This is a genomic window from Bacteroides celer (genome assembly GCF_002632415.2).
In the GTDB taxonomy this organism is placed as follows: Bacteria; Bacteroidota; Bacteroidia; order Bacteroidales; family Bacteroidaceae; genus Bacteroides.
Window position 1 is genome coordinate 1,643,269 of the sequence record NZ_CP178209.1, and the last position, 12,540, is coordinate 1,655,808.

Sequence of the window (12,540 nt, forward strand, 5' to 3'; positions counted from 1 at the left end):
TTAGTTATGACAAGAATATATAGTGCGATTTTGATATTTCTGTTCTCTGCACCCCTGTTGGCACAGACCCGGACGTTTGCAGGAACAGATTATTCACAGGGAATCGTCTTTGTGATGGAAAACAATCAGATTGTATGGCAGCACAAAGCTCCCGATTCTAATGATTTATGGGTATTGCCTAATGGCAATATCCTTTTCACCACTGGGCATGGGGTACTCGAAATGACCCGTCAGAATGATACAATCTTCCATTACGAGTCTAAAAGTCCGGTCTTTGCCTGTCAGCGGTTGAAGAACGGCAATACGTTTGTGGGTGAATGTACCACGGGGCGTATGCTGGAAATCTCTCCTAAAGGTAAGATTGTGAAAGAAGTCTGCATCCTGCCGGAGGGAGTGAAAGAGAAAGGTTTTGCATTTATGCGTAATGCACGTCGCTTGGATAACGGGCATTTTCTGGTAGCACATTACGGACCGCAATGTGTGACGGAATATGACACGAACGGCAAAGAGGTGTGGAAACTGGATGTTCCCGGCGGACCGCATTCTCTGACTCGTCTGCCCAATGGGCATACGTTGATTGCCGTAGCAGATAAAGACCAGAATCCGAGAATTATCGAAGTAACGGCAGACGGAAAGACTGTTTGGGAATTATCGAATGCGGATATCCCTGGAAAACCGTTGAAGTTTTTGGGAGGTTTTCAGTATTTTTCTGACGGACGCATCCTGATAACGAACTGGACGGGACATGTGAATCCAAAAGAAAAGGTACACATGTTGTTGGTAGACCGTCAAAAGAAAGTGCTTTATTCTTTGGAGAATACTCCGGGATTGAAGACGATGTCATCTGTCTATAGCATGGACGTTCCGGCAGGTGTTGCTTCCTATCATTAAAAAGTATATATCATCAGAAAAACATTGAAATTTGCAGTATGAAGTATCATCGAATCACATGTAATTTGTATAAAACGACAGGAAACAGTTGGGAACAGATGGCGGAGGAATTACTTTCATCCGCTGTCCGCGAAGAGAGGGTGCTCCGTCTTGTACTCTTTACACGCTGTACGGATAATCAGGAATACAAGTTTCAGCGTTCCTTTCTGGAACAATGGGTGGAGCGGCATTTCGTTTCTCCCCGTCCGGTTGTTTCGCTGGTGGCTCAAAAGCCTTTGGTAGCAGACTTGGTATTGGAGGTACATTCGTTGGTGGAAATTACGGATGAGGCAGTCACCATAGAGGAACAAATCACTTCTTCCTCTGTCCGCTACCTGCGGATCATGACTCCTCACTATCGGGAAATAATAGTAGGGGGACTTTACGCAGATGATTTGAATCTTCCTGTTCGTGAACAATCGGAACAGGCTTTCAGAAAGGCGGAAGAGATCTTAAAGACGGAGCAGATGAATTTTGGCGACATTGTCCGTCAGTGGAATTATCTGGAAAATATCACGGATATTGCACATGGCAATCAGTGTTATCAGGATTTCAATGATGTGCGTACCCTGTTCTATGCTTCTTCGGAGTGGGAATCAGGTTATCCGGCGGCAACGGGGATTGGCACACAGCATGGCGGCGTTCTGATTGATTTCAATGCTGTCAGTGGAGAAGTGGATATTGCTCCTTTAGATAACGACTGGCAACGAGCTGCTCATGTCTATTCGGATGAGGTATTGATTAGCCATCGGGCAGATAGGAAGAAAGGAACACCTAAATTTGAAAGAGGAAAGTCACTGTCCGACCGTCGGCAGGAGGTGATTTATATTTCCGGCACAGCTGCTATCCGTGGCGAGGAAAGTGTAACGACCGGAGATGTTCTTTCTCAAACGGAAATCACTCTTGAAAATATCCAGCATTTGATTGGCTTGGAAGAGGGTAGGGAGAAACTACCGGAACATTCCGGTAAGTTGGGACTTCTTCGTGTATATCTCAAGAATGAAGAGGATGCGTCAGCAGTGAAAGCAGACTTGGATAAACTCTGTCCGGACATTCCTATCGTATATCTTTATGCGGATGTATGCAGAGAGGAATTGCTGGTAGAAATTGAAGGAATTGCTTATCTATAAAAGCCTCATTTATAAAAGCATTGTTTATTATAAAAGAAAAACAGATGAAATTGATTCGACTGATCGCTTCACCGGTATTGATGTACATATTAGCGGGACTTTATGCCCTGATATTGGCGGTAGCCACTTTAGTGGAAAACTCTTATGGTCCTGCCGTTGCCCGTGAATCTTTTTATTATGCCCCCTGGTTTATACTGTTGCAGTTGTTGCAGGCAGCTAATTTATTGGCTATGTTCTTTCAGGGAAGCTATTTTAAGAGAATTAGTAAAGGCAGTCTGATTTTTCATGGAGCTTTTCTTTTTATCTGGTTGGGGGCTGCTGTTACTCACTATGTAGGAGTGACGGGTATCATGCATATCCGTGAAGGGGAAACGGCAAATAGCATGATGAAAGAGGAAGGAACAGGGATGGAAAATGCTTCCCTGCCTTTCTCTGTAACTCTGGAAGATTTCCGGTTGCAGCGCTATCCGGGTTCTCATAGTCCGATGTCTTATGAAAGTGACCTGGTGATTAAGAGAGAAAATGAATCTCCTTTACAGGCAACCATACGAATGAATAAAGTGATTGATGTGAATGGTTACCGTCTGTTCCAGTCTTCATTCGATTCTGACGAACAAGGTACCGTGTTATCAGTGAGCTATGACCGTCCCGGTATGCAGCTTACATATACGGGATATTTCCTTTTACTGGTAGGTTTTGTCTTGACATTGTTCAGTAAGAAATCCCGTTTCGGGCGGTTGCGTAAAGAATTGGGAGAAATGAAAAAGAATACCCCTTTCTGCTTATTGCTCTTTCTGACTGTATCCGGCATCTTCAATATGCAGGCATTGCGTGCACAACAACCGGCTGTCTCTTCACAACAATCTCTCCTCGCTTCACAATTACCTTGTGTTTCTTCCTTACATGCCGAAAAGTTTGGCAGTCTGGTAGTGCTTAACCCTAACGGACGCCTCGAACCCGTCAACAGTTATACATCTGCCATTTTACGCAAATTGTATGGAGCCGATAAACTGAATGGCATTAATTCAGATCAATTCTTTTTGAATCTACTTTCTTTTCCCGATGAATGGGGCGCTTTTCCTTTTATCAAAGTTGATAATAAAGAACTTCTTCAACGCTTCGGCAGAGATGGCAAATACATTGCCTGGCAAGATGTGTTTGATGCAGACGGTAACTATATCCTGACGAATGAACTGAACACAATTTACGCTAAACCGGCTGCGGAGCGAAAACGATTGGACTCGGATTTATTAAAACTGGATGAATCAGTAAACATCGTATATCGCATCATGCAACACCAACTGTTACCGCTTTTCCCGGATGGAAATGATTTGCAGGGAAAATGGTATTCACCGGGTGATGACTTGAGCGCTTTTCATGGGAAAGATTCTCTATTTGTAACTAAAATCATGGATTGGTATATCTATGAGCTAGGAAATGGAGTTCGTTCCAACAACTGGAAGGAAGCAGACAAGGTAGTTGAAATGATGAATGTCTACCAACAAGCAAAGGCTAAAGTCCCCGCTATTGACAACCGAAAAGTGAAAGCCGAACTTCTCTATAATCAATTGGATTTATTTTTCTGGTGTCGTCTGGCTTACTTGATTTTGGGTGGTATCCTACTTTTCATTGCCTGCGGAGAGATTATTGCGGACTTTAAATGGGGAAGAAAAATTAGCAGTATTCTGATTGCTCTTCTGGCAATCGCTTTTCTCACACATACGGGAGGTGTCTTGTTACGTTGGTATATTTGCGGACATGCCCCTTGGGCAAATGCTTACGAGTCGATGATATGTACTTCCTGGATGCTGGTAGGTAGTGGACTACTGTTTGCCCGCCGATTCCGTATTCTTCCCGCATTGGCAGGACTATTGGGCGGAATCATGCTTTTTGTAGCAGGACTTAATCACCTGAATCCGGAAATAACTCCTTTAGTTCCGGTACTTCAATCTTATTGGCTGATGTCTCACGTCGCTATCATTATGATCGGTTACGTCTTTTTTGCTCTTTGTGCGCTGACAGGGTTGTTTAATCTTGTATTGATGAGTTTACTTTCCGCCACCAACCGGGTGAAACTCTTGTTCCGCATCCGTGAACTGACACTGCTGAACGAAATGGCAATGATTCTCGGTCTGTTCTTTATGACCGCCGGAACATTTCTTGGAGCTATCTGGGCAAATGTCTCCTGGGGCAGATATTGGGGATGGGACCCTAAAGAAACCTGGGCATTGATTTCAATCGTTGTCTATGCATTGGTGCTTCATATCCGCTTTATTCCCCTCCTAAAAGGAAAGACCACCTGGTGTTTTAATCTGCTTTCCGTCGTTGCCGTCCTTTCGGTTATAATGACTTGGTTTGGGGTGAACTACTATTTGAGCGGTCTGCATTCTTATGGAAAAACCGAAGGAGGAGATTTCTTGTTGTGGATATGGGGATTGGGCGTATGCCTCGTACTTGTTTTAGCGTTGTTTGCCCGCAGACGTTTAAAGAAACTCTCTGCCACATTTTCGTCTTTCTTTTAAGTATTATACGGGGAGAAACAAAAATGTGGCAGATCATATAATCAATGACTTATCTCTGAAAATAGCCGAAAATAAGAGAAGTTTACAGGAAACATATACGGTGTTTCTGCTTTTTTCGGAAGGAAAACTGCATTTTATTGCCAATTATTTGAACTTCAGTATTTTGATTGTTCTATTGTCGTGTTTCCATCCTTTTTCTATTTCTGCATATTGTTCCAGTTCTTTGGTTGTGATCCCTCGTCCCGTATTCAGTCCCATCTTTTTATATACTTGTTTCAGCATACTTTTCACTTCCTGAACGGAAAGTTCCGAACCTATGGGAAAAGTACGTTGGATAGAGCTACGCATCTGCACGGATTGTTTAATCGTATGCTCACTGCTTACATTCAATGCAGCCCGCAATTTATTCTCGTTGTAATCTGATTCACGAATGAAATCTCCTCCAAATCGGCAAAAACAATCGTATATATACCTGTCATTGGTCGTAGTAAGCAGATTTCCCAGCATACGTTGGTAGCGTTTTTGCACTTTCTTGTCAGTAGTGCGGCTCATCTTCTCCATTTCTTCCAGCTTGCGGACGATCAACTCTGCCCGTTTCTTTTTTGCCAAGCGATGCTGGATTGCCATACGTTCATTATCCGAAACCGGCATGAGACGTTCCTCATGAGAGAATATAAAATAATCGGTCTGTTGATAGGCACTGCAAAGCAGATCGGTGGACGTATATAGTCGCTTCACTTGCTCTTTCTCATATAAATTTGCTATTAGAAACGGATCAGGTTTTCCATTCGCATCCAGATAGGGGAGATATGAATTTTCTCCGATAGCTTCCTGCAACAAAGTACGTTCACCAATATTGGAGGTTTGTGCCAGTTGAGTTTTCCATCCGTTGAAGATATGGGAAGCGCCTTGTATCCAACTATCAATCTCATTGGCTGACATACATTCCAGATCCGGCCGGATGGAAGCGATATGTGTCACGGTATTTACTCCCCCTCGGAATCGTCCGATGATTTGAATGGCTTCGGTAGTAGGATCGATAACCGATTGGGTTGCGCCATGCAAATCACTGATGAGAATCACATGTGGCGGGTTTTTACATAAGATATCCACCGCGGAGTAGAAACGTGAAGTGAAGAAGTTGTAACGTTCCAGTTCGGTAATCATCATTGATTTTTTGCGTCGGTTGCCTTTCCATAGTTTGTATTGTCCGTCTTCACTACAAAAAGTACAGGCATTGTTCAATTCGGGAATCAATCGATAGAAACTATCTATCGAATCGATACTGTTGCAGAAAATGCAGACCGTGCCGCGCTTCGCTTCAATCACCTCCTGCAAAGTTTCCAGAACATTGTTGGTGGTGATTAGTTTCAGCTTTTGCCGATATTCGTAATCCGGCTGAATCAGTACCCGCATGAAACTGTCGAAGCTATTGTCTTTTTCGGGTACGATGGGAGTAGCCGAAATCAATGCCTTATGCTGAAAATGGAAAAAATCATTCATCGGTTCGCGGATAGAATCACGATAATGCACGTCCTGCACTAGCTTTTCACATTCATCAAACAAGATGAAACATTCTGTATACATATCTATATCTACAGCCAGCATGGCTTCCTTGATTTTGGTGAAGCCTTCGGGAGTAGTCAACAGTTTGTAATGTTTGTCTTGGTTCTTCTCCAGAAAGTCTGTGATTTGCCGGACGCTGACTCCTTTATAGATAGCCAATGAGTTTTTGTGTACCTTTGCTTTAGACTCAATAACAGGCACGTTGGGCTCGATAATAATAGACTTTCGGAGTGCCGTCAATTCGCAGTGTGTAGCTCCCAATCCGGGAAGGAGTTTATTAATGATACAATTGGTCGGGATAAAGTCTTTGCCGGCACGTTTCAATGCATCCGCAAAGTATTCACCTTTTCGGATGGAATAAATTCTATCGTATTCCATGTTGTTTTAGTATTTTCGTTTGTTGTGTCTTTCCGGATTATATTTCTCAAATCCGGCTGCTGTTATCGCCTTTTTCAAACGTTTTTCAGCTTTGAATACAACATTCTTCACTTCTATGGATTCTGCCCGGTGGTTTTCACCTGGTTCTTTGTCTTCGCAGAAACTGCCATTCAGAGAAAAACTGCCGAAGTCATCCAGATTGAGAATATTTCCATCTTTCAGAATGGCCTCTATTCCCTCCAGTATCATACTTAGATTCCTGTATGCGTCGCCTTTGGTGATATTGTTTTTGTCAGCTAAGTATTCAACAAAAGCTTTGGTATCCAAAGTGTCCCATGATAATAGTTGTACCCGCACATTCGTTTCTTTGTCGCCGGTAAAAGTATCTGCAAAACGAGTGGTTTTATAAAGTATGCTCATAATTATAATTTCTTTTAGATGACTATTATATATTGCAGTTGAGTAAATCCAGAAATGGACTTGTGTAGCTGGGTGGTTGCACAAGTATAACTGAATAGTTGCTCAAGTGCAACAGATTAATTCATGCGGATGAATTTGCTAAAAGATAAGGGGGAATTATTAATATATGAAGTAGAACTAATTATATCTTCCTTATGAATTGGTAAAAACACCTAGTCGATTAAGACGATACAAAGGTAGACTATTTTTGTGAAGTAGACTATTCTTATTTGTATTATAATCCAGTATGCACAAATTAATTCTTACGCATATTATTGGGTTCGATATTTCGAAGGGGATAATGAACAACAAAATTATTCTGTATTTTTTCTTTGAAATTTTATAGATTTTGTTTCTAATAATCAATATATTTACAAAATCTTTTTAGTCTCTGTTTGTTTATTAAATAATAATAGAGATATGTTTATCACGTTTTTTATGATATCCATGAAGTTAAAGATATGGTTTAATTGAATTCATAATGCAAGCGGAATAGGCAAAGTAAAAAAATGCAGTAGTCATGAAGAAAGGAATATATTTATTCATGTTTATAGCTGTTTTAGGAGGATGTAAACAGCAACTCAATTTCGTGAAGGTTGCTAATAACATCTACATGAATCAAATTCAAGCGTTTGGTGATGCTATGCTGCTAAAAGGGCTACAAGCATATAGGGAAAAGTCGAATATATTAGAAAGGCTAAGATATTCGGCAGCTAATGATACTGTATTTGCTTTAGAAATGTTGGGCTTTCAAGGAGATTTGTATTTGACTTATTGGAATAAAGTAGATACAATCTCATATACAAATACGGAGGATAAACCTGGATATGTAAGCAATCTGTTATTTACAAAATATATGATGGGGCTAGTATCCCAATGGAACATTCTGAAGATAAAAGAAGAGGAAAAAGATAATTCTTCTTTAATTCCTAAGGAGCTTGTTTATGCAACGAGAATCATTATTCGAAAAAATACCTATAAAGTTGAATGTGTTAGATTTAATGATTTCTTTAATTTAGAAAGAGATTGTCATTATTAAAAGATTCTTAATTTTGATAGTTAATACCTGACTTCTTGGATATTAATAGTCAACATCTCAAGTATCAACATTCTACACGGTGAATATTAATACTTGAGATGCAGATTGTATTAATTTCCTTGTTCCATTGGGGGGACATCAAAAGAATTAGTTATATCGTTGAAATAATAGTATTTTCCATTTTCAAAAGGAGTTTTGCTTATACCAATGTTGGATTCAGAACCGCTAGTTCTCTTTATACGAAGTCTGTCGTTACCAGCTATTGAGAGTTTGTCGAGGAACATATAATAAATATTGTCTACTTTGGATAACACAATATTATTGCTACTGTTTTCTCCATAACCATATTCGATTGATTTTGTATTATCTGTATCAAACATCAACATGAAAGAATTGTATTTTGCGGAAAGATTAACAGATGTGGTATTACTGTTTATGGCTATATTTTCTTTAAACGCTAGATAAACTGTGTCTAACTTCTGATAAAGATAACTATTATATATAGGTGAAGAGGTTCCTGTAACTTCGTATGTGCCTTCCATTAATTTAACACCTTCTTTTTTATTCCAATAACCTCTTATATAAGATGATTCTCCTGTTTTCAGATTTTTCAATGTCAATGCATAGCTTCTTGGAGTAAGTGTCTTGTTTTTTATATATTTATTATAAAAAGTAGTATATAATTCATTTCCTGTACTTTTTGTCATACTTCCACTTTCCCAAAAATAATAATCAAAAGTTACTATAATCTCTTGTGGGGTAGTCTGTTCAATAATCTCTTCTTGTTTGTCATTGCTACATCCAGCTATTACTAATGTAACTGCAATTAAAAATAAAAAATTCTTTATAAATATATGTCTTAAAAATTATATCGTCATTTTGTTACCAGTTTTGATAGAGGTACAACCCTCTGTCTTGTGCAGTTCTTAGGAATACTTTCTTCTCACTTGTACCTCTATAACTTTCATTTACAGATATCTTCTTATATGATGAATAGCATGCACCACCGTACTCGTTCATATCTGTAACCCATAATATATATTCTCCATTGGGCATGTTTTCTATATTAAACACACCGGATTGATATTTAGTAGCATATTTAGGTTTGGAAGATTTGCTGCCATCTGTGTAAGTGATTACTCCATCATCTGCTACAGATTCAGCACTTTTGGCATTATCAATACTCTTGTTTTCATTTGCGAAGATATAGACAAAAGCCTGTTTTGATATTTCTTCCTCATCATTTTCCCATTTGGTGTACACATTAACAAAGAAGGTTTGTTCGGTAGATTTATCATCTTTTGAACACGCTGTTGTCAATATTGGCAATATAGCCAATAGAAGTAGAATTTTTTTCATTATTATATGTTTAAAATTAGTTTTGTCTAAGTGTTTGTTTTTGAATTAGAAGTATAAGCCTGTTTGTTTCGCTGTATAACTATTTCTTGCGGCAAAGGTAATGATATATTTTGTAATCGGGTCATTATTGAAGAGAAATTGTACTAAATCTTTCATGTTTGCATAAGTAGTAGTTGTTTGTTGTGTATATATGTGCTACATGCAGGCTATGTATATGTTACACGCATGGTATATATGCGCTACATATTGGTTATATATCTCCTGCACATTGGTTATATATATCCAATACGCTGGAGATATATACACAACATGTTTATAATAAATAATGTATTTGAGCCTTTTGATATTTGTATTTTGAATATCTTCAAAAAAGTAAAGTAAAAAAATTGCTTGTATTCAAACTTATTAGTTCCTTTGTAAACAATAAACATACAAAAATAAATATGAAGAATTTACTGCTCTTAATGATTACTGCACTAATGTTTGCTGGATGTAGCAAAGATGAAGAAAAAGATGAGTTTTATGAAAAACAAATTACTGCAAATGAATTAGAATCTGGTACGGGAACATATGTAATGAACAAAGGCTCATATACATATTACTTAACCCGTTGGCGGAATTAAATTAGTGCATATTTAATTTGTCCAATGGGTTTGTTATTAATCTTGTTTATATATTGAAGGATTGTAAGTGCACTAATTTTCCCCGTAATTCTGGTAAACAATCCTTCTGTTTGTTTTGCGTAATTTCTGATTATCATAAATTGATCGCATAATTGTGCAAAAAGCGTTTCAACCCTTTTCCTTGCTTTAGCAAATGGACTAAATACAGGTTTCCAATCTTTTTGATTCGACCGATATGGAACTTCCAACTTGATATTAGCTTTTTCAAATAAATCAAGTTGTATGGCTGCTCCAATATATCCACGATCACCGATGATGGTGCAATTCTGAAAGTTACACTTTACGTCTTTCAAATAATGAATGTCGTGAACACTCGCCTTTGTCAGGTCAAAAGAGTGTATGACACCGCTCAACCCACAGAGAGAATGTAATTTATATCCGTAATAATGTTTACCCTGTGAAGCACAATAGCCATAATTGGGAGCTTTATCATAATTATTCTTTCCCATTTTACAACGTTTTGACCTTATGGGACGACAGACTTCAATTGGCATAGAATCAATACAGAAAATAGCTTCTCCACCATCAACTTTTGATGCAATTCTTTCACGCACCTGATTACATAAGCCGATAGTGAGCTTCCTGCGATCATTATATTGACGACGGGATATGAGAGAAGAAAAATCATCTTTGTATTCATTTAATTTAGAAAACAAAAAGCTTTCACTATCTATACCTATTGATTCGGCAGCAAGGCTTAAACTGATCACTTCTAAGTCAGAGAACTTCGGGACGACTCCTCTGCGAGGTATATTCCCTTTTTCGTTTACTAAATCAGCAGAAAACATCTTGCATATATCAAGAAATTTAGCGAATATTGCATATAAGTTGTGCATAATTGAGCTGTATTTTAATAGTTTGATCACCATTAAAATACTAATAATCAATGATATGCACAACTTATTTCCTGACATTTTTTAGTGAATTAATTCCGCCAACGGGTTACTTAGTTTTTGAAAATGGGAAATTAGGGTACTATACATATAAAGGGGGGAAATTTACAAGTATTCACTCTGTTGATTATTCCATAAATAAGAATGATCTCAACCTTGTTAAACATCCATACATGGAAGAAGTTTTGGGAGGTGAAAGAGAATACTATACTCTTTATATAAGTTTTGTTCATTGGGGACATGAGAAAATGACAGATTATGGAACTGGAGGTGAGCAATTATTGATTAGAGGTGATAACTATCCTTATGAATTTGCGACAGGATATTATGATAAAAGTTCTATTTCTTTAAAATAATAAATCTAAAAACTTAAAGCTATAAGAAACTGTTGAGTATGAGAAAGATAATTCTTACTATAATTCTATTTTGTGGATTTGTTTTCACTTCTTGCGAATCGGAGCAGGTAAAAATGGGGAGAAGAGCAGTATATGATAAGATAAATTCTGTTTTATCATCAGGAAAGATTGAAAGTGAATCGCATTACGTCATTGAAAATGGAAACGTTTATTGGGAGGTAGAATATCATCATTGGTCTGGTCACCCAGGTACCCAAATTGCTTTTATGCATTTTATGTCTAATGGAAATTATGCTGTTGATATCACTAAACAAGAGTTTGAAAAGCAGACAGGCAAAAAGGCAAAGAAAGGGAAGTGAGTCTCCTTTTATGTAGTTATTATATCGATTTCGCCTGCCTTATTTGTTTTTACTTGTAGCTTACTTTCTTGTCCTTTGTGAGTAGGTTCTTATAAACGGAATAATCAACCTCGAAATATGTGTAGTCTATAAGCTCTGGTAGGGCTTTAGGATATAAAATGAATCGTACAACGTCCTGACCGTCAGAATCTGTGATACGTTTCAAAACTATAAAATTAATAGGTGGATAGTCTTTTTTCCATTCTTTGTTAGCATATTCTTCTCCGTATGCTCTTTTATTGGATTTATATAGTGTTTCTGTGGCAGAAAGAAGCGTTTCTCCTAAAGTTAAAAAGAATGGAAATGAGTATTCTGCGTGTCCTTTATACATACTATGGTAGAAGCGTGGTATAATTGAGAGTGTCTGATTGGTAGCAAGCGATGATAAATGGCTATAATCATCGTCGGTAAGTAATGCTGCCATTATTGTTCGTGAATACATCCATTCTTTTTTCAATGCAGGATAGCGCCAGAAATATCTATAAAAGTCCAAAAAAAGATAACGCTTATTATTATATTCTCCTATGAATATGTTGTTGAAATTTTCGATGGCTACTCCTTCGCCAAGATATACGCGTTTTGTGTTTTTGCGACTTTCCCAACGTCCCGTTTTACTGCTTTGTTGCCAATATAGGGCAGATTTTATTTCTTTAGATTTATAAGATAGCGCTGTAGGATCACTATTAGTTCTGCTTTGGGCATTGCCAACTAAAGAGACTATAGTAGCCATAAATAGAAGAAAAAATACTTTTTTCATGGAATTATTTATTTCAGAGTTATGGTGATGAGGCATAAACATAATTGTTTTTTTATTTTTCTAATACTTT

13 protein-coding genes are annotated in these 12,540 nt (G+C 37.9%); 7 read left to right on the top strand and 6 right to left on the bottom strand.

Annotated elements, in window-relative coordinates; translation table 11 throughout:
• Positions 1-6 precede the first annotated feature (6 nt).
• Genes CJF29_RS06165 through ccsA form a run of 3 tightly spaced genes read left to right on the top strand, consistent with a single transcriptional unit; the run spans position 7 to position 4,582 of the window.
• Positions 7-891 carry an aryl-sulfate sulfotransferase gene (locus CJF29_RS06165; RefSeq protein WP_074638561.1) on the top strand — a complete coding sequence of 295 codons (885 nt, stop codon included), beginning with the start codon at positions 7-9 and terminating at the stop codon, positions 889-891.
• A 38-nt stretch (positions 892-929) separates the two neighbouring features.
• Positions 930-2,060: a PTS cellobiose transporter subunit IIC gene (locus CJF29_RS06170; protein WP_074638560.1), complete on the top strand. Its 1,131-nt coding sequence runs from the start codon at positions 930-932 to the stop codon at positions 2,058-2,060.
• Positions 2,061-2,104: 44 nt separating this feature from the next.
• Positions 2,105-4,582 carry a cytochrome c biogenesis protein CcsA gene (gene ccsA / locus CJF29_RS06175; protein WP_074638559.1) on the top strand — a complete coding sequence of 826 codons (2,478 nt, stop codon included), beginning with the start codon at positions 2,105-2,107 and terminating at the stop codon, positions 4,580-4,582.
• Positions 4,583-4,726: 144 nt separating this feature from the next.
• Here ccsA and CJF29_RS06180 read toward each other — a convergent pair whose 3' ends face one another.
• The gene (locus tag CJF29_RS06180) at positions 4,727-6,526 is read right to left on the bottom strand and encodes a hypothetical protein (RefSeq protein ID WP_099146228.1); all 1,800 of its coding nucleotides are present in this window, start codon (positions 6,524-6,526) and stop codon (positions 4,727-4,729) included.
• A 6-nt stretch (positions 6,527-6,532) separates the two neighbouring features.
• Positions 6,533-6,946: an HU family DNA-binding protein gene (locus tag CJF29_RS06185; RefSeq protein ID WP_009000622.1), complete on the bottom strand. Its 414-nt coding sequence runs from the start codon at positions 6,944-6,946 to the stop codon at positions 6,533-6,535.
• A 559-nt stretch (positions 6,947-7,505) separates the two neighbouring features.
• Between CJF29_RS06185 and CJF29_RS06190 the strand changes: the two genes are divergently transcribed.
• Positions 7,506-8,024 (top strand): hypothetical protein, encoded by a 519-nt coding sequence (locus CJF29_RS06190; protein WP_009000623.1) that lies wholly within the window; start codon positions 7,506-7,508, stop codon positions 8,022-8,024.
• A 110-nt stretch (positions 8,025-8,134) separates the two neighbouring features.
• Here CJF29_RS06190 and CJF29_RS06195 read toward each other — a convergent pair whose 3' ends face one another.
• Both CJF29_RS06195 and CJF29_RS06200 read right to left on the bottom strand, forming a co-directional pair.
• The gene (locus tag CJF29_RS06195; protein WP_081352755.1) at positions 8,135-8,731 is read right to left on the bottom strand and encodes a hypothetical protein; all 597 of its coding nucleotides are present in this window, start codon (positions 8,729-8,731) and stop codon (positions 8,135-8,137) included.
• Positions 8,732-8,906: 175 nt separating this feature from the next.
• Entirely contained in the window at positions 8,907-9,383 is a 477-nt protein-coding gene (locus CJF29_RS06200; RefSeq protein WP_009000625.1) for a hypothetical protein, read from the bottom strand.
• A gap of 443 nt (positions 9,384-9,826) precedes the next feature.
• Between CJF29_RS06200 and CJF29_RS06205 the strand changes: the two genes are divergently transcribed.
• Positions 9,827-10,006 carry a hypothetical protein gene (locus tag CJF29_RS06205; RefSeq protein ID WP_141561014.1) on the top strand — a complete coding sequence of 60 codons (180 nt, stop codon included), beginning with the start codon at positions 9,827-9,829 and terminating at the stop codon, positions 10,004-10,006.
• Here CJF29_RS06205 and CJF29_RS06210 read toward each other — a convergent pair.
• Positions 10,003-10,935 carry an IS982 family transposase gene (locus CJF29_RS06210; RefSeq protein WP_413544527.1) on the bottom strand — a complete coding sequence of 311 codons (933 nt, stop codon included), beginning with the start codon at positions 10,933-10,935 and terminating at the stop codon, positions 10,003-10,005. The genes CJF29_RS06205 and CJF29_RS06210 overlap by 4 nt on opposite strands.
• 17 nt (positions 10,936-10,952) lie before the next feature.
• Here CJF29_RS06210 and CJF29_RS06215 point away from each other — a divergent pair, with 17 nt between their 5' ends.
• Positions 10,953-11,315, top strand: coding sequence for a hypothetical protein (locus CJF29_RS06215; RefSeq protein ID WP_255299435.1), 363 nt, complete (start codon positions 10,953-10,955; stop codon positions 11,313-11,315).
• Between the two features lie 38 nt (positions 11,316-11,353).
• Positions 11,354-11,674, top strand: a complete 321-nt coding sequence (locus CJF29_RS06220; protein WP_009000627.1) for a hypothetical protein — start codon at positions 11,354-11,356, stop codon at positions 11,672-11,674.
• Between the two features lie 49 nt (positions 11,675-11,723).
• Here CJF29_RS06220 and CJF29_RS06225 read toward each other — a convergent pair whose 3' ends face one another.
• Positions 11,724-12,470: a hypothetical protein gene (locus tag CJF29_RS06225; RefSeq protein WP_099147429.1), complete on the bottom strand. Its 747-nt coding sequence runs from the start codon at positions 12,468-12,470 to the stop codon at positions 11,724-11,726.
• Positions 12,471-12,540: the final 70 nt, after the last annotated feature.

What these genes read in the sequence shown, in the direction of transcription:
- CJF29_RS06185 (WP_009000622.1), bottom strand. Translation starts at nt 6,946, where the DNA reads ATGAGCATACTTTATAAAACCACTCGTTTTGCAGATACTTTTACCGGC.
- CJF29_RS06180 (WP_099146228.1), bottom strand. Translation starts at nt 6,526, where the DNA reads ATGGAATACGATAGAATTTATTCCATCCGAAAAGGTGAATACTTTGCG.
- ccsA (WP_074638559.1), top strand. Translation starts at nt 2,105, where the DNA reads ATGAAATTGATTCGACTGATCGCTTCACCGGTATTGATGTACATATTA.
- CJF29_RS06210 (WP_413544527.1), bottom strand. Translation starts at nt 10,935, where the DNA reads ATGGTGATCAAACTATTAAAATACAGCTCAATTATGCACAACTTATAT.
- CJF29_RS06190 (WP_009000623.1), top strand. Translation starts at nt 7,506, where the DNA reads ATGAAGAAAGGAATATATTTATTCATGTTTATAGCTGTTTTAGGAGGA.
- CJF29_RS06220 (WP_009000627.1), top strand. Translation starts at nt 11,354, where the DNA reads ATGAGAAAGATAATTCTTACTATAATTCTATTTTGTGGATTTGTTTTC.
- CJF29_RS06200 (WP_009000625.1), bottom strand. Translation starts at nt 9,383, where the DNA reads ATGAAAAAAATTCTACTTCTATTGGCTATATTGCCAATATTGACAACA.
- CJF29_RS06205 (WP_141561014.1), top strand. Translation starts at nt 9,827, where the DNA reads ATGAAGAATTTACTGCTCTTAATGATTACTGCACTAATGTTTGCTGGA.
- CJF29_RS06165 (WP_074638561.1), top strand. Translation starts at nt 7, where the DNA reads ATGACAAGAATATATAGTGCGATTTTGATATTTCTGTTCTCTGCACCC.
- CJF29_RS06215 (WP_255299435.1), top strand. Translation starts at nt 10,953, where the DNA reads ATGATATGCACAACTTATTTCCTGACATTTTTTAGTGAATTAATTCCG.
- CJF29_RS06195 (WP_081352755.1), bottom strand. Translation starts at nt 8,731, where the DNA reads ATGACAAAAAGTACAGGAAATGAATTATATACTACTTTTTATAATAAA.
- CJF29_RS06170 (WP_074638560.1), top strand. Translation starts at nt 930, where the DNA reads ATGAAGTATCATCGAATCACATGTAATTTGTATAAAACGACAGGAAAC.
- CJF29_RS06225 (WP_099147429.1), bottom strand. Translation starts at nt 12,470, where the DNA reads ATGAAAAAAGTATTTTTTCTTCTATTTATGGCTACTATAGTCTCTTTA.